We start from the raw sequence: 20,384 nt of genomic DNA on the forward strand, positions 1-20,384 counted from the left end.
GGAACCCACCGACCGCCAACCCGTATCACCCCACTCGCATCAGCCGAACCCTCAAGGAGAGAGACCCACCATGCGTTCCTTCACCCGTACCCGCCGCACCGCCGTCGCCCTCACCGCCGCCGCCGTACTCCCCCTCTCCCTCGCCGCCTGCGGCGACGACGGCGACGACGGCGGGGACAAGGCCGCGAGCGACGGCGCGTCCCAGCCCGAGCAGAAGGAGCAAAACGATCAGGGCGTGGAAGACGAGGCCGCCCAGAGCCCGTCCGGGCCCTTCGGGCCCGCGTGCGCGGCCGTGCCCCAGGACGGCGCGGGCAGCTTCGACGGCATGGCCCAGGACCCGGTAGCGACCGCCGCGTCGAACAACCCGGAGCTGTCGACCCTCGTCAGCGCGGTCAAGGAAGCCGGGCTCGTGGACACCCTCAACAGCGCCCAGGACATCACCGTCTTCGCCCCCACCAACGACGCCTTCGCCGCGATCCCCAAGAAGGACCTGGACGCCGTGCTGGCCGACAAGGCGAAGCTCACCGACATCCTCACGTACCACGTGGTAGGCCAGAAGCTCACGCCCGAGCAGCTCAGGAAGGGTACGTACCCGACCCTGCAGAAAGGCGAACTGACGACCGCCGGGTCCGGCGAGGACTACACCGTCAACGACTCCTCGAAGGTCGTCTGCGGCAACGTGCCCACGGCCAACGCCACCGTCTACATCGTCGACACCGTCCTGATGCCGCCGCAGTGAGGAGTGGAGCAGGCGCACATGTCCGGTGCGTACCCGAGCAGATGAGCAAGTGAGCACGCTGCTGCCGAAGGAGTCCCGTGCGATCCACCGACGTAGCCGGGGTGCCGGCGTCGCCCGACCCGGGCGAGAGCACCGCGGAGGAGTTGCTGACCCGGGTCGCGCGGGGCGACCGCGAGGCGTTCAGCGAGGTGTACGACGCGCTGAGCGGGCCCGTGCTGGGCCTGGTGCGCTCCGTGGTCCGCGATCCGGCGCAGTCCGAGGAGGTGATGCAGGACGTGATGGTCGAGGTGTGGCGCACCGCGGCGCGGTTCCGGCCGGAGCGCGGCAGCGCGCGGAGCTGGGTGCTCACGCTCGCGCACCGGCGGGCGGTGGACCGGGTGCGGTCGGCGCAGGCGGCGGCGGAGCGGGAGCAGAAGGCGGCGCTGCTGGCGCGGACGCCGGCGTTCGACGAGGTGAGCGAGCAGGTTGAGGGGCGGCTCGAACGGGTGCAGGTACGGCGCTGCCTGCGGATGCTCACGGAGTTGCAGCGGGAGGCCGTGACGCTGGCGTACTACCGCGGGCTGACGTACCGGGAGGTCGCCGGGCTCCTGTCGCTGCCGCTGGGGACGGTCAAGACCCGGCTGCGCGACGGGCTGATCCGGCTGCGGGACTGCCTGGGGGTGGGCACGTGACCCGGGCCGGCCGCCGCGGCGCCCCCGCCACACCGCCGGCCCCGCCGCCCGGCATGCACACCGCCACCGGGGCGTACGTCCTGCACGCGCTGCCGCCGGCGGAACGAGCCCTGTTCGAGGAGCACATGGCGCTCTGCGAGCCCTGCGAGGTGGAGGTACGGGAGCTGACGGAGACCGCGGCTCGGCTGGGCACGGCGCTCGCCGCCCGCCCGGCGCCGGAGCTGAAGGCGGAGGTGCTACGGCGGATTGACGCCGTACGGCAGGAGCCGCCGCGCGTCGACGGGGACCGGGCTCCGGAGGCCCGCGGCCGCCTTCGGGTACGGCGCCCGCCGGGCGCCGTCCGGGGCGCCGGGCGTTGGGCACTGGCGGCCTGCCTGGCGGCGGCGGCCGGGCTCGGCGGGATCGCCGTGTGGCAGCAGCAGGAGGCGGAGTCCGCGCGGTCGGCGGCGCGGCGGGCGGAGCAGAGCGCCGCCGCCGTGACCGCGGTGCTGGCAGCCCCGGACGCCCAGGCCGCCTCCGGGCGGCTGAGCGGGGGCGCCACGGGCACGGTGGTCGTGTCCCGGGAACGGGACCGGGCGGTGTTCGTCGCGGCCGGCCTGCCGGAGCTGCCGGAAGGCCGGGTGTACCAACTCTGGTTCGCCGACGGGGACGGCAGGGAAGAGATGCGGCCCGCCGGGCTGCTCAACGGCGGCGGCAGCGGCGCGGTGCTCATGGAGGGCCGGGTCGCCAACGCCTCAGGCATGGGCGTCACCGTGGAACCCGCCGGAGGCTCCGAACGCCCCACCACCAAGCCGATCGCGGCGATGGAACTACCGGTGTGACCACGGAGGCCGGCCACCACGCAGACCCGTGGGCCGGGCCATCTCACGTCGGACTCGCCGGGGCAGCGCAGAGCGCCGGGTTCCAGAGCGGAGCCCGCTCCCCGGCGCTCCTGCCGAGTACGGCGCGGGATGGTCAACTGAACCTCAGTCCCTCTCGCTTGCCTCCTCACAGAGCCCTCCTGGACCGCGGATTTCCCGCACCGGGCAACTGCTCGGTGTAAGGCGCGGCGCCGGCCGGGCTGGAGCGCGAGGGGACGCTGGAGGCGGTTCCGCGGAGCACATCGAGACGATCGTCGACGACGACGGCGAGCACGCCATCCGGCTCGGGGCGTGTGGCTAACCAACACCAGATCCAGGCGCAGCACGCTGACGCCGGAGCGCGCCGAGGCACTGAACGAACTCGGACTGCGGTGGACGTAGGTGGGGCCCTTCGATACGGAAGCCGGGCGCTGCCTGGGTATGGGGGGCGATAATGCAACTCACTGTGCGGGACGGCCTGGTGACGGCGTTTCGCTTGTTTCACTTCGTCAGGAGTTTGGGGGGCGGGTGCGCGTACGCATCGGAGACGGCGGGCCGGCCGGGGAGGATCTGACCGGTCGCTTCGCCCACTGGCTGGCCGGGGACCGGACCGCGGGCCGGCACGTCACTATGACCCGGGAGCGCTCGCATGCGGCTGCCGGCGAGATGTCGGGGCACCTCCTGGAGTGGATCGGCCTGTCCCTGAGCACCGGGTTCTCAGCCGCTTCCCTGGTCTACTCCCACCTGAACTTCCGTGCCTCCCTGCCACCACGCGAGCGGCCGGAGGCGCGGATGGTGATCGAGCACGGCGGGGTGCGGATCGTGGTCGAGGACGGGAGCGCTGAGGACGTCGCCCGCCTGGCCCGCCTCCTGGACACCGTCGAGGGCAGCGCGGGCACTTCGACCGGTCAAGTGGAAGCAGGCGGAGAGGGCGCCGGGCCCGGGGCCGGGGACCGTACGGAGGAGAACACCGGAGGGACCGTGGGTGGCGCTCCCTGATCCGCACAGGAGCCGGGCGGTGCTGGTCGGCATCGCCGACTACGCACACGCCGACCTGGCGGCGATGCCCGCTGCGGACGCGGGGGCGGGCCACCTGGCGCAGCTGCTACGCGACCCGTCCCTGTGGGGCCTCCCGCAGGAGCACGTCGCCGTCCTGGGCCCGGGCGCCACGCAGGCACGAATACTGGCGGCGGTCCGGGACGCCGCGCTGGCCACCGAGGACACGCTGGTCGTGTACTTCGCGGGACACGGGTTGCGCGACCCGGGCGAGCGCTTGCACTTGGCGCTGGCGGACGCCGACCCCGACTACCCCCAGATCGGCACCCTGCCCTACCGCCAGCTCCGCGACCTGATCAGGTACGCCGGCCACCGGGCCAAGCACCGCGTCACGGTCCTGGACTGCTGCTACAGCGGCATCGCCGGCGGCATGTCGGGCACCGGGGCCCCGACCCGCGACGACCTGGCCACAGCCCTCGACGAACACACCCAAAACCCCACCGATGGAGACGAGGACCGGCACGGGCCCGGGTCGGACGGCTACGGAGACTGCGTGCTGGCCTCGGCGCCGGCGCAGAGCCGGTCGTTCGTACGCCCCGGCGCCCCTTTTCCCGAGTTCACCGGTGAGCTGATCACCACGCTCGAGGCGGGCATCACCGGCGTCGGGCCCGCCGTCAGTCTGGAACATGTCTGGCTCAGGCTTCACGACCGCATGCGCCGCCGCGGAAGCCCGGAACCACAGCTCTTCGCACAGAACAACGCCACCCGGCACATTCACTTCCACAACCGCGCCCCCCACCAACACAGCGAGCAGAGCACCACCGCTCCCCACACGGCCCCCGGGCCGGCCAGCAGCCGGCCTGCCCGCACCACCGACGACCGCCTGGAAGACTTCACCACCGGATCCAGCAGCGCACTACGCAGGACCGCGAACGCATCCGAGCCTGTGCCAGAGGCCACCGCGCAGCGTCCAGAGGCTTCGACTCCGCCGTCCCCTGGCGGCCCCACCCCCAAAAAAGCCACTGTGACAAAGACCCGTATCGCGATTGCAATCTGGTTCCTCATCACACTCATGGCCATCACACTCACCGCGATCAATTACGACGGAAACGATGACGATCGCGACACGGCTAGCAGCGCCACCGCGGTCACCACCGCCAACGTGGCGTTGGTCATATGGTTCGCCACGCAGGCCCTGCGAAAGACAAAGTCAGCTGTGACGCGAAACTGGATCGCAATTGCAATCTGGTTCCTCATCACACTCATGGCCGCCACATTGACCGCAGTCAACAACAACGGACACGGTGACGATTACGACCTAGTGATCGGCGCAGGTGTGGTTTCCACAGCCACCGTGGGGCTGATCGTATGGTTCGCCACCCAGGCCCGGCGGAGACCGAGGCCGTGATCAAGCGCCCGGAGGGCGAAGCGGCCCGCGACCCCGCCGAGCACGACGCACGATGGCTCCGGCCGAGGGCCGCCGCTCGATCGGGCGATACCGCCGGAAGCGGCGAACTCTCCACCGGCCTGCGGCCGTCGTCGGGGGTATGAGCGCAGTGGAGCGGCGCCGCCGCCACGTCCCGAAGCCCCCGGGCACCGTCCACTGCGAGCTCGTTGCCGCCGAGAAAACCGCCCAGGCTGCGGCGACGCCCCTGACCCGGCCGTGACCGGTCAGCAATAGCTGACCACGTCGGCCGTCCTCACCGGGCCGCGGATCTCGATCAGTTTGCGCACGGCGTCGTCAATGCGGTCCATGGCCTCCTCGCCCTGGAGTACCACCCGAGCCGGTCGGCGAGGAACATGCGGACGACTGCCACGCCGTCGGCCAGGGCGGTGTCCACGTTGAAGTCGGCGCGGGCCTTCTCCGACTCCTTGAGCACGGCCGGGATCGTGTACGTCCGCTGCACTGGGATGGGGCCCTTCTTTCGCCACTTCGCGTACGGGATGGGGCCAACGGCGTCACGGCGTGCACGGTGTTCGTTGGTCGGGCGGCCGCGCGCGGTGCGGCAGGCCCGCCCTGCGGGCCGCCTTGCAGATCGGGCGTTCGACGCGGGCATCCACGAGCGCACGAGATCCATCTCGGCATCGGAGCGGAGGTGACGTCGCCACTCGCCGCCCCACGGGATGCTCTGCGATCCGTTCTCCACGCCCATCGCCCCCCTGGGTCTGGTGGTGTGTGCCGTCGTCGGTGCCGTGATGATGACCGCACCTGCGGTAGCGCCCCTCAGCGGTCGATCGGGAGAATGCCGTCCAGGCCGCTCTCGGAGAGGATCTGCTGGACCGTGTCGTCCAGGGTGCTGGCCGCGTCGATGACGGTCTCCAGGCCGTTGGAGAGCAGGTCCTTCTCTCGGTACCAGTCGCGTAGGTGGCCCTCGTTGACGTGCGCAAGGTACTCGGCGTCTGGTTTCGTCGCGTGCCGGAGGACCGTCTCCTCGAAGGGCACGTGGAGGTAGTAGCACCGTGTGACGCCCTGGTGAGCGCGCACCAGGTCCTGGAGCATGGGGCCGTAGCGGTCGGCGTACAGGATGCCTTCGATGACGACGTGGAAGCCGTGGTCCAGGGCGTAGCGGGCGGTGAGGTCGATCAGGCCGATGTTGGCGCCGCCGGGCCGGTCGCGTTCGCGCAGCACGATCCGGCGGAGGTTGTCCTGGGCGACGATGGCGAGGTTGCGGCCGAACTTCTCGCGCAGGCCGGCCGCGACGGACGACTTGCCCGAGGCACTGTTGCCGCGGAGCACGATCAGGCGCGTGTCGCTGGTCCCCATGGTGTCGTGCGCGGCCTCAGTCACCGCGGCTGACCTGGATGCGGTTGTCGTGGAAGTGCTCCCAGTCCATGACCGGGCGGAAGCGGCGGCGGGCCTCCAAGCTCTTCGCGTCGGCCGGCTCCTCGCCGCGCTGGACGCGGGCGTCGCCGGATTTCACGAGTTCCGCGAGAGCGAGCCGGGCGTCGTCGACGTCCCGGCCTGTGGCTGCCGCGAGCCGGTCCAGGGAGGTGAGGGTCTCTGCCGGTTCACCCAGATCGTCGACCAGGTGGTCGACGAGGGTGTCGAGGAGCGGGCCGGTGCGCATCGTCCAGCGGATCCCGTCGAGGCGCTCGGTGAGTTCGAGGTCCAAGGGCAGCAGGTCGCCGGGCAGCGGCAGCGCGGCGGGCATCTCCTCGCGGCGGGCCAGGCCCCACGTCAGGAAGAGCTCGGACAGGTCCCGCACGGTGGTGGGCACCGGGAAGCCGGCTGTCGTCAGCATGGTGCTGAACTGCTCCCAGCGGGCCGCCTCGCATGCCTCGCGGCCCTCCGGCGCGGCCTCGTAGTCCCATTCCTCATCCGGCCAGAAGAAGGTGAGCGCGCCGTCGAGAGCGCCGCCGATCATGTCCCAGTGCCCGTCGAAGATCTCGTGCACCAGGTCGTCCAATGAGCCAGTGAAACCGGGCTGGCACGCCGTCCCGATCAGCATGGTCAGCGGGAAGCCCTGACGGGGGCAGGACGTGCTCCCAGCCCGACACCCACCAGTCGTTGTGCATCGCCACGTCCCGGCGCGGCCCGGGAACAGACGCCTTCTCAAGACTGCCCACGTCATCCCGCCCGCGACGACGCCGCATACCGGCGCCCACAGCCGCCGGGCAAGCCCGCAGCCCCCTCCCCCCTCGACCGTCCCGTACGCCGAGAATGCCCTCCGACCTAGATCAGCGGGCACGACCGGAGGCTTCGGTACGCAGCCGTAACAGCACCAGCGGCAGCAAGGCCACGCTGACCACCCTGCTGAGAGGTGCGGGCGTACGGGTTCGGCGCCATCGACGCCGTACACGCGTTCGGCGACACCCGCCCCTGCCTGACCGTCCAAGACGAGCTCCCACCTCGGCGCGGCAGCCACCTGATCAAGAACGGCGGACGGCTCGGCATCCGCGTCAAGATGCACCTTACCCCGCCGAGCGGGAGCTGTAGAACCGCGTCGCGGCCATACGCTGCTGTTTCGAACTTCTCCCCTCCGGGAGCCGATCGGCGTGCAGGCAGGGCTGCCGCTCGCGTGGGCGGCGATGCCTGGTGCGGACTGGTTTAGGGTCGGTGTGCTCAGTCAGGGATCGCGAGGTGGTCGGCGGCGCCCCCGCGCCACTCGATCATGAAAAGGGTGGCGTCGTCGCTGGTGCGCCCGCCCCGTTGCTTCTTCAGCATGTGGGAGAGCCGGCGTAGATCTGCCCGCAGGCTCTGTGACGGCTCTTCCCGCAGGCGGTTGACGCAACCGATGAGGCGTTCCTCGCCGAACTGTTCTTCGTGTTCGACGTGTTCCTCGATGATGCCGTCGGTGTAGCACAGCACCCGGTCGCCCGGCTGGAGCGTGTGCTCTCTGACCTTGGGCTCCTCGCCGCCGAAGCCGACGGGCAGTGTCGTCGCGCTCTCCAGTTGCCGTATGACCTTGCCTTCGCGGATCAGCAAAGGTGCGGGGTGGCCGGCGTTGACCAGTTCCATCTGGCCGGTGGCGATGTTGATGTGCATGAGCTGCGCCGTGACGAAGTGGTCGGGCCCGAACTGCTGGGAAATGGCGGCGTCCATGAACGCGTATTTCTCCGCGAGGCTGATGAACACGCGCCGGGCATGGCGGTAGGCGCCGATGGCCACGGTCGCCATGGTGGCGGCGTCCAGGCCGTGGCCCATTGCGTCGATCACCGCGATGTGCAGGATGTTGTCGTTGAGGGCGTAGTCGAAGCTGTCGCCGGCGACGCGGTAGGCGGGCTCCAGTACCCCGGCCACCGAGATCTGCGGTACCGACATCGCCAGCGGCGGGAGCAGGTTCCACTGGATCTCCGCGGACACGCTCATCGGCTCCCTGCGCCGGGCCAGGAAGAACTGGTCGGTGTAGGCGCTCTTGGTGACCAGCATGTCGGCGACCAAGCCGGCGAGTCGGCGCAGCAGGCGCCGGATGTCGTCGCCGACGGCGTCCAGGGTCAGGGCCATCACACCCACCTGATCACTGCCGTCCAGCAAGGGCAGATAAATCCGGACGCCGCCGCCGGCCTGTGTTGCCTCGACGGAAGCCGCGCGCAGGAAGGCCCGGCCGGCGGGAGAGTCGCTGATCGCCTGAGGCTCGCTGACGTGCAGCTTCTTACCCGGAAGCGGCACCAACCGCTCCTGCGCGTAGTCCTGGAGCAGGATGGAGACGTCACGGCCGCCGATCCTGGCGACCTCATCCGCGATCAGCGGGGCGATGAGCTGCGGCGGCAGCAGTCGCGCCCTGTCCAGCAGCAGGCCCAGCAGACGCTCACCGAATCCCTCCGACCGGTCCACGATTTCCTCGCCCATGGCCCGGTTCGCCACGCCCTTCCTGCCACCACGGTCACCGCCTGTGTACAAGGTGACCTGCCAAGCGGCCCGAGGGGCTCATTACGCCAATGCGGGGCGTGTCGGCCCACGCGGTCTGCGGTTGTGGAACTCGCTATTCGGAGCCTGGCCCGGTGGGGCGATTAAGGTGCGGGCAGGCGGGCCGGTGTGCGGGCCCCACTCCGGCGACGGCCGCTGCCTCGTCAAGAACGCGGGCAGGCTGGGCATCCCCGTCGAGAGGCACCTCACTCCCTGCCGAGCGCGAGTGCTGTACAACACCGACGCTGCCGTCACCGGCGTCACCCCGCGGCAGAGGCGCCGCGTTCCGCGGACGCGAATGCCACGGCCTGACCGTCCGTCAGGGGTCGATCCTTCTCCGAATCTTGATGATGAAGTACACAGAAGGCGGAGACTCGTCGTCAGCGATCACGAGCGGCGGGAGGCGGCGGAGGTGGTGGAATGCGACCCATCCGGGCATATCGGAAGTAAGCGTTGCTTGCCGGGAAGTAGATCAGCACCAGTGCGGCGATAGCAGCGGCAAGCGCGCCCATGGTCAGCACCGCGTAGACCGGACCGTACTCCTCACCCTCCGGGCCAAAGACGTTGCGGGCGTCGGTGAAACCCAGCCAGCAATAGGGCGTCATCGTGAAGAAGACGATCACCGTCATGATCGGCGTCCCGATCCGGGCCGACGACCTGCCGCTACGGGCTCGGAAAGCGAAGAGAAGGTAAAACCCGAGTACGGCCAGACAGTAGTACGTCGCATATGGTGCGGACGATTCCGATGCCCCCGGGGACTCGAACTCAGATCGCTTCAAGGACTCGTCGCTGACGACCACGACGCTGCACATCACCGTCACACCGACCATCAGGCCCCACACCCACTGCACCGCCCATGGCCGGGAGGGGCCAGCCGGCGGGTGGGACGGGTAGGGATTGTGGGGCGAGTAGGAGGGTGGGCCATTCATGAGCTTCTCCTCGATGCCAGGCGTGTGAGGTGCGGAACCTGTCATGCATCCTGCGGCCCGTGTCCCGGGACCCCTCCCCCCTCCCGGAATGCCAGCGGAGCTCAGCGGCCGTCAACGGACCTGAGAACGGCACTCCGTGACCGGGCTCATCTCCTCGGCGAGTACGGGACGGTTGACGTTCCTGATCCGGCCGTCGGGGCGTCGACCCTGGACAACGCGGTACGGAGGACGACCACGTCGGCTGCAACCGATACGTCGCCGAGGGGAGGTCGCCCGTGTCCCGCTCTTCCCACCGTGCACTCGGCAGAGGCACGCTCAGCCGAATCGAGGCGAAGGACCCGTTCGTGCCGTACACAGGCACCAGGAGCCACGAGCCGAGGGAGAGCACTCACCCCGGGGCCCCGGTGCAGCCGGAGCCGCCGCTCGGCACGAGACGATGAGTTCCTGGCGCGTGTAGTCGGCGAGGACGGAGTAGCCGTCCGCGACCGGCAGGTGCATCGCCTCGAGGGCGGCGAGACCCCTGCAGCGGAGCGACGACGATCGCGTCCCGCCCGCCGCCGCACCGGCGCCCCACGTTGGGGTGACGGGCTTGCAGGACTTGGTCATAACGGGACCGTAGGTGCGGTACACCGAAGGCAGCCCACAGGATGCCTGTGGGTTCCCGCTCCGCTCCGGGACTTCGATGACCACTCCCACGAACAGCTACCGCTTCGGCCACCGCGTCGCCTGCCGGCGCGGCCGCCGCCGGATGACTCAGGCGCACTTCGCAGCCCTGATGGGCAAGTCGCTGCGGTGGGTCGAGGAGCTGGAAGCCGGCCGGGTGCAGGCTGATCCGCAGTTGTCCGTGATGCTGCTCGCCGCGTCCAAGCTCGGCATCACGCTGGAGCGGCTGTTGTCCGACGAGGCGGTGCCCTGTGCCGGACAGCGTGAACTCGACGCGGTCCGGGCCGCCCTGCACCACCACGACGTCGTCACCGGCGCCTGCGGCGGCGCCGACGAGGAGCCGGTGTCCGTCGAGCTGCTGGACCGGACCCTGGCCCACGCCCACGACGGCTTCCAGCGTGGGTACTTCGCCCAGCTCGGCACCGTGCTCCCCACCCTCCTGATCGACGCCTCCCAGGCCGCCCATCACCACCGCGGCGACGACCAGCTTGCGGCGTTCCGGCTGCTGTCGCTGTCCCTGGAACTCGCCAACGCCGCGTTGATCAAGTGGGGCGACAACGAGGCCGCCGTGCTCGCCGGGCACCGGGCCGTGGCCGCCGCCGAACGCTCCGAAGACCCCGTCACCATGGCATCCGCCGCCCGGCACCTGGCCGACGACATGACCAACCACGGCCAGGCCGCCGACGCGATCGCCGACCGACTCCAGGGCGAACTGCTCCAGCGCGGACCGGATGGACTGAGCGTGCTCGGGATGCTGTATCTGAAGGCGGCGATGGCCCAGGCCGCCGCCGAGGCCGACGACCGGCGCTTCGCCGCGCTGGCCCGCCCGATCACCTCGCCGCGGCAGTCGAGCACGCCGAACGTCTCGGGCGCGACCCTGTCCCGCGTCCGAGATCACGTACAGGCTGTTGTGCGGCCGGTTCGGCGGGGTCAGGCGGTGGCTGGAGCTCACGACGACCCAGAGGCCGAGATCGGCCGCCGCCTTGGCGGTCAGGTCCAGCTGGTTCTGTACCGCCGCCCAGTCGATGGACCAGCCCGCCAGCGCCTGTTTCGCCTCAGGGCCCGAGGGATAGCCGAGATCGCGCCTTCTGGGAAGGGCACGAGCCGGGCAACCGCCGCCCGGGCCGCCACCATCAGCGCACGGACCGCTGCCCCGTTGACCAAGGGGTCACAGGTGACCGGGCTCTGCGCGACTGCTATCCGAATGCGGTCTGACACGCGACAGTTGTACCCCACCCCCACCAGCCCGGGAGGTTGAACAACAAGCTTAGCCGCCGCAAGTCCCGCGGTAGTATTCAGCATGCGAAGTTCCAGCGACCACGGATGGTTCAGGCTCTCACTAGCCAACCACATCACCGGGTTGGTGATCGGAGCGGTATCTCTCGTCCCGCTGCTCCTCGCGGCGTTCTGGATAAGCTGGGAATGGAGTGGTCCAGGCCCATCACACCAGGGCGAAGAAACCGCTGATCTCGGCCTGGCCTTGCTCGCCGTCTGTACCGCTGGATCGTTGGCCGCCGCCTTCGTGCTCAACACCCTATTCGTTCCGGCGGGCAGCCGTGGCCCGCGGACATGGCTCAAGCAATTGGGGTACCTCTGGCTGCCGGCCGGCATCTGCGGAATCGCCTTGGCCATCTCAACTCTCGCCTCGTGACCTCTCCGACAAAGGATCTGATCACGCCGTGACGCAGCGGCTAAGATCACGACGGAAAGCGGGTGAATCACTTCGAGCAGCAGAGGGCGGCGGCGAGGCCGAGGGGGGCCAGATACACCTGCCGCCGGTACGGCGGCGCCGACGGGCAGCCCCGCGGAGCCGGCCATAAGGCACCACCGCCGACGGATCGGTGGTGCGTGTCCACATTCGCGCGCCGATCAGGATCCGTTGTGTGCCCTGAAGATCGTCGGTGACCGCCACCAGTGGCGATCCACTACCGCGTCAGTGTAGATCTCGGCGAACCAGTCGCAGTTCCCCGCGTGCCCGAAGGTGGAGCCGCGGGCCCATGGCTGGTCCGGGTGTTCTCTTGAGTACGGCTTCGTCACCTGCTGCAGCATGATGTTCAGGGCTTCCACTGAAAATATTCGAGGTCCTCGCCCCACCGCTCTGGCGGCACGCCGCGGTGCATCAGTAACTGCTCGCTCGCGGGCGCTTCCGAGGAGATCCACCCGGTCTGGTAGTTGTCTGCGCCGCGGAACAGCCGCAGGTGCACCATGCTGCCGAAGAGGCAAGACGTCGGTTCGCCGGTCGGCCGCGTCGTGGGTCCGGCAGTGCATGAGGGCGTCGTCGTTCGTCGCGTACGTGCCCGCGAACCGGGCGAAGGACACCGCCCCTGTTCCGCGCGCGAACGCCAGCGGCTGGGGAGCATCGAGACCTGCGGAGCCCCCGAGGCGGCGTTCGATGCGTGCGGCGATCTCGGCACGCTTCCGCAGGGTGTTCTCCCGCTCCCCCATCTGTATGACCAGCAGCGGCAGGCTGAGGGGGAACGAGCGGACTCAGCGCTTTTCCAACGCGATGTCGTTGTCCTCGGCGCCGACCCGGATCCGACGGTTCGACCAGTACAGGTCCTTGACCACCCTGCTCCCCGCCCTCCGCTTGTACAGGCAGCACCCTTCGTCGGTCAGGGCCTTCGCGAACAGCTCTGCTGAGTCCAGCGAGCGGAGCAGAGGGCCGAGAAGCCTGCGAGCCACCGCGCCTGGTGCTTCACGTAGTTTGCGGTGCGCTGTACCAGTGGTTGCTGGGGAAGTGCGACGGTCCGCTGTACCTGCGGCGGCCACGGAGCCGGTTTAGCTCCAACCGCCACTGCCCAGTTCCCGTGGTAACCCACGTCGTCGGAGACCAGGCGGATCAGCTCCAGCATGTGTCGGGTAAGGATGACGGCGGTGGTGTCGAAGAGGACCTGCTCCGCGCCGCCTCCCTCCGCATGACGCTCGCTGAGGCCATCGGAGAGGCGGGCCATGACAACCGCAGTCCGCCGTCCTCGAAAAGCTGAACCTCGATCACGTCTTCATCGCCCCAGCGACCCTCTGGTGCGTACGTACCCCCCGGGCATGCCGATGCCCTTGGTGAGCGTTACCGAGGTCGAGTGTGAAGCCTTGATTCGCGAGTGGTGGCCGGTCCCGTCGTCGGCCGCTGAGCTGATCTCCTCAGTAATAACGGTCAGCGGCGGGTCGGAGATGGTTCGTGCCACCTGCTCGATCGTCTATGGAAGTCCGTTCAGCGCCTGTGGGGCGAGGCGTTCTGGTGGCCGTTGTGCTGACCGTGCCCCTTGTGACCGCCGCGGCGCCCTCCTCGCTGACCGCGGCGTCGGCGGCGATCGACTGCCCTAACGGCTACGTGTGCATCTACCCCGAGATCGACTTCGGCGGCCAGCCGTGGGTGACGCGGGCCGTCGACGGCAGCGTCGACCTGCCCTCCGCCATCCGCGACCGCGGCAGCTTGGTACGCAACAACTACAGCCGCACGGTACGCGTCTACGAAAAACGCGAACTACTCCGGCCTTGAGTGCGTCACCATCGAGCGGATGGCCCGGGCCGCGACAGTAGGGGTGCCTGAGGAGTTCACCGTCTTCAACCCGGACGACGCCAGCTTCGCGCACGGCCGCGCGGCCCTTCTGGCGGCCACGATCGAGCCGGACCGAGACGAGGTGGTCCAGACACTCGACCTGGAGAGCGGCGGGCAGACCACGCTGGCCGAGGTGAAGCGGGACTGTCGTCGGTCGCCTGCCTCGATGCGGGCCCTGCGTGCCACGCGGGACGTGCCGGCTGGGGTCCCGGCGGCGGCCGTACGGGAGCGGTGACGACGGCCGGCCCGCCATGCGTCCATGCGGGCTGAATCCCGCGAAGCAGCCATGGAGGCATGCCCGGCGACGGGCATACCTCCCGGTGGGGGAGCGCACGAGCGGTCCCTACGGCGCCCGCCCCGGCGGATTCGGTGAGGAGAGAGCGATGAGCGTGAGCGCACACGGTGCGCGGGACGGCGTACCGCCGCGGCCAGAGCCGCTGCACTGCCTCGCCACCGGAGTATCCGGACACATCGGCGGTCGACTCGTCCCCCAGTTGCTCGACGCCGGTCACCGCGTCGGGTGTCTGGTGCGCACCACCCGCAAGCTGCGCGACCAACCGTGGGTGTGGCGGGTGGAGCCCGTCCGCGGGGACGTCACGGACGCGGAGTCCCCGGGCGAGGCGCTGCGGGGCGTCGGCGTCGCGTACTACCTGGTGCAGGCGCTGGGCACCGGACCGGACTTCGAGGAGACGGACCGGCGCACGGCACGGATCTTCTCCCCGCAGGCGCACGCCGCCGGGGTGCGGAGGATCCTATCTCGGCGGGCTCACCCCGCGCGGCGTTCCGGAGCGATCGCTCTCGCCCCATCTGCGGCCCCTGGCGGAGGTGGGACGGGTCTTCCTCGATGCCCTTCCACGCCGTCGTCTTCGGTGGCATGGCACGCAACATCGCGTACGCGGCGGCCGGCAGCTTCCGCACCTCGGCGATCCGGCGCAGCCGGCGCGCGGTCGCCCGTCGACGAACCCCGCGGTAGTCACTGCACCCCACTCACCCACCGCTGACCCCCATCGCACCAGGAGTGGCACCATGACCGCCCCATCCACCCCGTACGCTCCGGACCTCCGTCCTCGCGACCGGCCTCCGCCGCCCGCCCCCGCCGCGGGCGCCGCCGACGTCACCGCGTACGGACCCCCGGCCCCCTGCCGATCCGTCCGCGGCCGGGACTAGCGGGCCCGGCGTGCACTGGCTCTTCGGCGACCAGCTCGGACCGCACTTCCTCACCCCGGGTGACCACGGCCCCGCCCGGGACACACCACTGCTGATGATCGAGGCCCGGTCGGTGTTCCGCCGCCGGCGCTTCCACCGGGCCAAGGCGCACCTGGTGCTCTCCGCCATGCGCCACCGGGCGGCCGAGTTCGGCGACCGCATGACCTACGTACGGGCCGAGACCTACCGGGACGGCCTCGCACGGGCCGCGGGCGGCCGGTCGGTGACCGTCCACCACCCGACCTCGTACGCCGCCGCGCGGTTCGTCCGCTCTCTGCGGCAGGTCACCGTGGGCCCGGCGCGCGGCTTCCTCGTGCCCAGGCGGGACTTCGCGGAGTGGGCGGAGGGACGCGCCGGTACCCGATCACGGCAGGAGGACTTCTACCGGTGGGTCCGCCGCGGCCACAACCTGCTCATGGACGGCGACGAGCCCGCCGGCGGCCGCTGGAACCTCGACCACGACAACCGGCGGCCGCCGCCGCGGGACGCCGACGCCCTGCCCGTCCCCGCCCCGTACCGGCCGCGGGAGGACGAGATCGACGACGAGGTCCGGCACGACCTCGACCGCTGGGAACGGGACGGCGACGTGTCCTTCGTCGGCAGCGACGGCCCGCGGCGCTTCCCCGCGACCCGCGCCGAGGCCCGGGCGGCCCTGCGGCGGTTCCTCACCCACCGCCTCGAAGCCTTCGGCCCGTACGAGGACGCCATGCTCGCCGCCGACCCGGTGATGAGCCATAGCCTGCTGTCCTCCTCGCTCAACCTCGGGCTCCTCGACCCGGCGGAGTGCGTGGAGCGGGCGGAGGCGGAGTGGCGCGCCGGCCGGGCGCCGCTGAACAGCGTGGAGGGATTCGTCCGCCAGATCGCCGGCTGGCGCGAGTACGTATGGCACCTCTACTGGCACTTCGGCGAGGACTACCGCCGCTCCAACACCCTGCGCCACACCACCCCGCTGCCCGGCTGGTGGCGCGACCTGGACGCCGAGGCGGTACGGGCGCGGTGCCTGCGCACGGTCCTGGCCCAGGTACGGGACACAGGATGGACCCACCACATCCCCCGGCTCATGATCCTCGGCAGCTACGCCCTCCAGCGCGGCTGGGACCCCGCAGAAGTCACCGACTGGTTCCACCGCTGTTTCGTGGACGGCTACGACTGGGTGATGATCCCCAACGTCATCGGCATGTCCCAGTACGCCGACGGCGGCCGGATGACGACGAAGCCCTACACCTCCGGCGGCGCCTACGTGAACCGCATGAGCGACCTGTGCGGACCCTGCCACTACCGACCGGGCGACCGCACCGGCGAGCGGGCCTGCCCCTTCACCGCCGGCTACTGGACGTTTCTCGACCACCACCGCGACCGACTGAAGGACAACCCCCGCACCGCCCGCCCACTGGCCGGACTCGACCGGCTCGACGACCTCACCGACGTACGCCGGCAGGAACGAAAGCGGGGGAACGCACCGCCCTGACGGCCCGTCGGCGCCGGTCCGGTGTGGCGCCGCCGGGCCAGCGCACCCGGAGGCGGCATCGGCGCATCCGGACCGGTGTTCCCGGCAGAAGAACCGGTGCGGGGACCGGGAGCGTAAGGGTTCCGCAGTCGGTGACGCGGGCCGCGTTGGTCTGACGGGTCATCGCTCCGAAGGTGCTCGTCAGGCGCTGCTCCAGACCGGGGTGTCCGTGCCCCAGCGACCCGGCGGGCGTGCCCAGTTCACCGGGCCTCCCTCGTACGACACCGGCGGCAGCGCGTGGCGCAGCCGGCCCATGGGGCTGTCGGTCTCGGTCAGCCGACGCCCGGCATCGAAGCCGTCGGCCTGGCCCGGGGCGGGGGTCAGGTCGTGGACGAGCCAGTGCGCGGTCTGTGTCAGGGCGAGGCGGACCAGCCGGGTGCCGCCCGTGCGGTGCTGCTCGGTGAGCGCGCGCAGCACCGCGGCCGCCAGCAGATAGCCGGTGCCGTGGTCGATCGCCTGGGCGGGCAGCGCGCCGGGCGAGTCCGGCGAGCCCTCCAGCTCGGCGATGCCGGTGGCCGCCTGGACCAGGCTGTCGAATCCGCGCCGCTGGTGCCACGGCCCGTAACGGCCCCACGCAGAGAGCTGGGCAATCACGAGACCCGGACGGCGCCCGGCGAGCTCTTCTGGCGTCAGCCCGAATCGGTCAAGCGCGCCCGGACGGTAACCGGTGACTACCACGTCCGCCTCGTCGAGAAGGTCCTCGAAGAGTCGGCGCCCGGTGGCGTTTCCCAGGTCCAGGGTGGTCGAGCGTTTCCCCATCCCGGTGTCGTTGTGGGCCTCCTGGCTTTCCGGCAGTTGTGGGGCGTCGATCCGCAGCACGTCCGCACCGAGCAGCGCCAGCGTCCGGGTGGCGACCGGCCCGGCGAGCACCCGGGTCAGATCCAGGACGCGCAGCCCCGCGCACGGCAGCGCGCCATCACCGAAGAGCCGGTCCGGTGCGTCGCCGGCGCGCGCCATTGTCAGCAGCGGCTGCTCCGCGACCAGGATCCCCTGCTCGCTCTTGGCCCACTCATGAGGGCCGCGTACCGCGACGGCCAGACCGCCTGCCGCGTAGACGGTCTCCTCCACTTCCAGCGTCGTACGCCCCGCGATCGCCCCGGCCACCGCCTCCACCACGTCCTCGCCGGTGTCCCCCCGCACCCCGATAGCGGCGAGCAACCTGGCTTGGTGGTGTGGGTAGTTGGCGTGCGTACGGACCCATCCGTCGGCCGCCCGCCAGAACCGGGACAGCGGTGCGAAAGTCGACCACGCCTGCCCATCGACCCGCACCAGCCGGTCGCTGAGGAACGCCGTTGCGACCGCCTCGTCGTCGGCCCGCACCCGGGGCACGGGCCGCCCCGTACGCACGGACGTGAGCTCGGCTGCCGCGAGCGAGCACACCGCGACGGTGGCCCGCGCCAGTTCCATGACGGGCAGACGCGCCGGCAGTCCTCCGGACGGACCGCCATAGGTCACCCGGTCGAGCAGGGAAGGATCGGCACCTAGTGCCGCCCAAGCCTGCGCCGTAGCTGTCGAAATCGGAGAGTCCATACCGACAATGTGGCACCGGGTGCCACTCACGGGGAAGGGCCCGGGCGCCACGCACCCGGAGCTCCACGCAGCTCACGGTCCAGTGCCGGTCGAACTGATCGGCGCAGCCGAGTCACGAATCCAGCGGGATAGTCGTCACTGGCGGCGAGGCACGGTGAAGTACTGGTAGGCGGAGGAACCGGGTTCGCCGAGGCTGAAGGTGAGGACGGTGCCGTACTGGTCCCGGGCGGCGGCCATGCTCATCGGCTCCTTCGGAGCGGTGGAGCAGCGCTCGTAGACCGGGTGGCCCCCGTCCGGATCGCACGAGTGGACGAACCCCTCGAACCGGCTGGGCATCGGCATGCCCGGCCGGTCCCAGTCGACCCGCATCCCCGCAGCCTCAAGCACCGGCGTTGACATGAGACTGCCGTCGGGGTACCGGCCGTGATCACGGTGGTACGTGAGCGCGTAGCTCACGGTGCCACGCGCGTGCGGCATGTCCCGTCCCTCACCGTCCTGCGGCCCCCAGACGGCGATACCGGCTTCACCGATCCGGGGCAGCACGTCGGTGATGTCACCTGGCACGCCGTAATAGACGACGGCTTGCATGCTGCAACTCAGCACGTCCGCGGACGGGGCCTCCAGCAGCGACCCGGAGTGGCCCTGGCCGCACGAATCGGAGAGGCGGGTGACGACGTGCTCCAGCCCTCGCACAGCACTCATGCGCTCGATAAGCCTGCGTATCTCCCGCTCCTCCCCCGCCCGGCGCTTCTCCACCCCTGCCGCTGTAGCCCGTGCCCGCAATTCCTCCCCCGAAGGCTCAGGAGCACACCCCGCAGCCACGCCTACCAAAACAACCGCCAGCGCCACAGCCCCCCGTCCCGCCCAGTACGCCTTCATCCCCCCACCCTTCAGCCAAGCGATGGCCGAGCGCATGAGTACGCGTACTCAGCAAGCCGACAACGGCAGCCGGCCGACAGGGCGCACCTACCACAGTCGAACTCGCGATCAGGCCACGGACCCGAACCGGGCATGAGGGCCGGGAGCACCCCGGCGGCGGCGGGCAGTGACCGGTGGGAGACCCAGGGCCGACGGGCGCCGCGCGCCTGAAACCAGACGCACCCTCAGGACTTCCCTTCCACCACACGCCGGAGCGGGCGTTGCGACGGAACCCTGTCAGGGCGGAGTCGTCGGCGGCCTGGTGGCCGGCCCCGCTCTAGATGTATTGACCTGGAGCGTTGTTTACGCGGGTGATCGGTGGGTGGCCGGCGAGTGCGGTGTGGCCGCGATGGTGATTGTAGGTGTGCAGCCACCTTGGCAGTGCTTGGCGGCGTTCGGTTTCGGTCCGGTAAGGGTGCGCGTAGGCCCATTCGTCGAGCAGGGTGCGGTTGAAACGCTCCACCTTCCCGTTGGTCTGAGGCCGGTAGGGCCGGGTGCGTTTGTGGACGATCCCGGCCGCTGCCAGGGTGTCGCGCCAGTCTCGGGAGCGGTAGCAGGAGCCGTTGTCCGTCAGGACCCGTTCGACGGTGATCCCGGCCTGGGTGAAGAACGCCTGGGCGCGCTGCCAGAACGCGGCCGCGGTCTCCTTCTTCTCGTCGGGCAGGATCTCGCTGTAGGCCAGTCGGGAGTGGTCGTCGACGGCGTTGTGCACGTAGCTGTAGCCGACGTGGCTGTTGCCGCGGGCGTCGAGGGTCTTGCCCGGTGTGCGGGTGCGGTGTCGCTGGCCCGCTGGGCGGCCGACGGCCCGGTGCCCGCCGCCGGTGGGGATGTTGCCCAGTTTCTTGATGTCCACGTGCACAAGTTCGCCGGGGATGGCGCGCTCGTAGCGGCGTACCGGCCGGCCGGTGGCCCGGTCGAGATGGGCCAGGCGCGCCAGGCCGAACCGGACCAGCACGCGATGCACGGTGGAAGGCACCAGCCGCAACAGGTACGCGATCCGCGCCGGCCCCCACCGCCGCGCCAGCCTGACCTTGATGATCCGCCGTTCCGTGCGCACCGGGATACGACGCGGGCTGGTGCGCGGACGCGAGGAGCGGTCTGCCATGCCCGCTGCGCCCTCGGCGCGGTACCGGCCGGCCCACCGGTGCGCGGTGGACACCGAGACCTGGAACCTCTCGGCAGCCCATCGCAGCGGCCATCCGTCGTCTACGACACAACGGGCCAGGCGCAGTCGGCCAGTCGGACTCAGCGGGGCATTACGGTGTGACACGAGGACCTCCGTGGTGCGGTGCAGGTTGTGGTGACCCACACCAAACCCGGAGGTCCTCCCTCACTCCAAGAACATCCGACTACGTGTCCCGACGTTCACAACCTCCCCGGACAGAACACCTAGGTGTATTGCCCTGGAGCGTTGTTGACGCGGGTGATGGGTGGTTGGCCGTCGAGTGCGGTGTGGCATCGGTGGTGGTTGTAGTTGTGCAGG

General features: G+C 70.4%; 21 protein-coding genes and 1 pseudogene. 12 read left to right on the forward strand and 10 right to left on the reverse strand.

All coding sequences use genetic code 11. From position 1 onward, the window contains the following. The first annotated feature begins 70 nt into the window (after nt 1-70). From ACFYVJ_RS33895 to ACFYVJ_RS33915, 5 genes are all read left to right on the forward strand, one after another. Complete coding sequence (locus ACFYVJ_RS33895; protein WP_388900073.1) at nt 71-739, forward strand: fasciclin domain-containing protein; 669 nt, start codon at nt 71-73, stop codon at nt 737-739. Nucleotides 740-840: 101 nt separating this feature from the next. Continuing rightward, nucleotides 841-1,410: a sigma-70 family RNA polymerase sigma factor gene (locus tag ACFYVJ_RS33900; protein ID WP_388900110.1), complete on the forward strand. Its 570-nt coding sequence runs from the start codon at nt 841-843 to the stop codon at nt 1,408-1,410. Between the two features lie 53 nt (nt 1,411-1,463). Continuing rightward, nucleotides 1,464-2,231 carry an anti-sigma factor domain-containing protein gene (locus ACFYVJ_RS33905; protein WP_388900113.1) on the forward strand — a complete coding sequence of 256 codons (768 nt, stop codon included), beginning with the start codon at nt 1,464-1,466 and terminating at the stop codon, nt 2,229-2,231. A 459-nt stretch (nt 2,232-2,690) separates the two neighbouring features. Next, nucleotides 2,691-3,248, forward strand: a complete 558-nt coding sequence (locus ACFYVJ_RS33910) for a hypothetical protein (RefSeq protein WP_388900117.1) — start codon at nt 2,691-2,693, stop codon at nt 3,246-3,248. A 19-nt stretch (nt 3,249-3,267) separates the two neighbouring features. Next, nucleotides 3,268-4,653, forward strand: coding sequence for a hypothetical protein (locus tag ACFYVJ_RS33915; protein ID WP_388900075.1), 1,386 nt, complete (start codon nt 3,268-3,270; stop codon nt 4,651-4,653). A gap of 313 nt (nt 4,654-4,966) precedes the next feature. Here ACFYVJ_RS33915 and ACFYVJ_RS33920 read toward each other — a convergent pair whose 3' ends face one another. The 5 genes from ACFYVJ_RS33920 to ACFYVJ_RS33940 all read right to left on the reverse strand — a co-directional run bounded on the left by ACFYVJ_RS33920 (nt 4,967) and on the right by ACFYVJ_RS33940 (nt 9,221). After that, nucleotides 4,967-5,125, reverse strand: coding sequence for a hypothetical protein (locus ACFYVJ_RS33920; RefSeq protein WP_388900077.1), 159 nt, complete (start codon nt 5,123-5,125; stop codon nt 4,967-4,969). A 344-nt stretch (nt 5,126-5,469) separates the two neighbouring features. Then, nucleotides 5,470-6,009: an AAA family ATPase gene (locus ACFYVJ_RS33925; protein WP_388900120.1), complete on the reverse strand. Its 540-nt coding sequence runs from the start codon at nt 6,007-6,009 to the stop codon at nt 5,470-5,472. A 16-nt stretch (nt 6,010-6,025) separates the two neighbouring features. Then, nucleotides 6,026-6,817, reverse strand: a complete 792-nt coding sequence (locus ACFYVJ_RS33930; RefSeq protein WP_388900079.1) for a DUF6042 family protein — start codon at nt 6,815-6,817, stop codon at nt 6,026-6,028. Between the two features lie 491 nt (nt 6,818-7,308). After that, nucleotides 7,309-8,535, reverse strand: coding sequence for a PP2C family protein-serine/threonine phosphatase (locus ACFYVJ_RS33935; RefSeq protein WP_388900122.1), 1,227 nt, complete (start codon nt 8,533-8,535; stop codon nt 7,309-7,311). A 437-nt stretch (nt 8,536-8,972) separates the two neighbouring features. Next, nucleotides 8,973-9,221 (reverse strand): hypothetical protein, encoded by a 249-nt coding sequence (locus ACFYVJ_RS33940; RefSeq protein ID WP_388900081.1) that lies wholly within the window; start codon nt 9,219-9,221, stop codon nt 8,973-8,975. A 982-nt stretch (nt 9,222-10,203) separates the two neighbouring features. Between ACFYVJ_RS33940 and ACFYVJ_RS33945 the strand changes: the two genes are divergently transcribed. Next, nucleotides 10,204-11,442: an XRE family transcriptional regulator gene (locus tag ACFYVJ_RS33945; RefSeq protein ID WP_388900083.1), complete on the forward strand. Its 1,239-nt coding sequence runs from the start codon at nt 10,204-10,206 to the stop codon at nt 11,440-11,442. A 42-nt stretch (nt 11,443-11,484) separates the two neighbouring features. Next, nucleotides 11,485-11,835: a hypothetical protein gene (locus tag ACFYVJ_RS33950; RefSeq protein ID WP_388900085.1), complete on the forward strand. Its 351-nt coding sequence runs from the start codon at nt 11,485-11,487 to the stop codon at nt 11,833-11,835. 403 nt (nt 11,836-12,238) lie between these two features. Here ACFYVJ_RS33950 and ACFYVJ_RS33955 read toward each other — a convergent pair whose 3' ends face one another. Together ACFYVJ_RS33955 and ACFYVJ_RS33960 are read right to left on the reverse strand one after the other, a co-directional pair. Further along, nucleotides 12,239-12,391 (reverse strand): hypothetical protein, encoded by a 153-nt coding sequence (locus ACFYVJ_RS33955; protein WP_388900088.1) that lies wholly within the window; start codon nt 12,389-12,391, stop codon nt 12,239-12,241. Nucleotides 12,392-12,671: 280 nt separating this feature from the next. After that, nucleotides 12,672-12,866 carry a hypothetical protein gene (locus tag ACFYVJ_RS33960; protein WP_388900091.1) on the reverse strand — a complete coding sequence of 65 codons (195 nt, stop codon included), beginning with the start codon at nt 12,864-12,866 and terminating at the stop codon, nt 12,672-12,674. 553 nt (nt 12,867-13,419) lie between these two features. Here ACFYVJ_RS33960 and ACFYVJ_RS33965 point away from each other — a divergent pair. The 5 genes and pseudogenes from ACFYVJ_RS33965 (at nt 13,420) to ACFYVJ_RS33985 (ending at nt 16,414) form a co-directional block, all read left to right on the forward strand. Further along, nucleotides 13,420-13,680: a peptidase inhibitor family I36 protein gene (locus ACFYVJ_RS33965; protein ID WP_388900094.1), complete on the forward strand. Its 261-nt coding sequence runs from the start codon at nt 13,420-13,422 to the stop codon at nt 13,678-13,680. Nucleotides 13,681-13,723: 43 nt separating this feature from the next. Then, nucleotides 13,724-13,975, forward strand: a complete 252-nt coding sequence (locus ACFYVJ_RS33970) for a hypothetical protein (RefSeq protein ID WP_388900097.1) — start codon at nt 13,724-13,726, stop codon at nt 13,973-13,975. Nucleotides 13,976-14,123: 148 nt separating this feature from the next. Next, nucleotides 14,124-14,589 (forward strand): annotated as a pseudogene (locus ACFYVJ_RS33975) (NAD(P)H-binding protein); the annotation flags it as partial. Then, nucleotides 14,585-14,713, forward strand: coding sequence for a hypothetical protein (locus ACFYVJ_RS33980; protein WP_388900128.1), 129 nt, complete (start codon nt 14,585-14,587; stop codon nt 14,711-14,713). The pseudogene ACFYVJ_RS33975 and the gene ACFYVJ_RS33980, both read left to right, overlap by 5 nt. Before the next feature lie 204 nt (nt 14,714-14,917). Continuing rightward, entirely contained in the window at nt 14,918-16,414 is a 1,497-nt protein-coding gene (locus tag ACFYVJ_RS33985) for a cryptochrome/photolyase family protein (protein WP_388900100.1), read from the forward strand. 180 nt (nt 16,415-16,594) lie between these two features. On the opposite strand, the gene ACFYVJ_RS33990 is transcribed toward ACFYVJ_RS33985, so the two are convergent. From ACFYVJ_RS33990 to ACFYVJ_RS34000, 3 genes are all read right to left on the reverse strand, one after another. Then, entirely contained in the window at nt 16,595-17,983 is a 1,389-nt protein-coding gene (locus ACFYVJ_RS33990) for a CoA transferase (protein WP_388900103.1), read from the reverse strand. 135 nt (nt 17,984-18,118) lie between these two features. Beyond that, nucleotides 18,119-18,685 (reverse strand): hypothetical protein, encoded by a 567-nt coding sequence (locus ACFYVJ_RS33995; RefSeq protein WP_388900105.1) that lies wholly within the window; start codon nt 18,683-18,685, stop codon nt 18,119-18,121. 493 nt (nt 18,686-19,178) lie between these two features. Continuing rightward, nucleotides 19,179-20,171, reverse strand: a complete 993-nt coding sequence (locus tag ACFYVJ_RS34000; RefSeq protein WP_388900125.1) for an IS481 family transposase — start codon at nt 20,169-20,171, stop codon at nt 19,179-19,181. Between the last annotated feature and the right edge of the window lie 213 nt (nt 20,172-20,384).

The sequence above is a fragment of the Streptomyces sp. NPDC004134 genome (assembly GCF_042874195.1).
Taxonomy (GTDB): Bacteria; Actinomycetota; Actinomycetes; order Streptomycetales; family Streptomycetaceae; genus Streptomyces.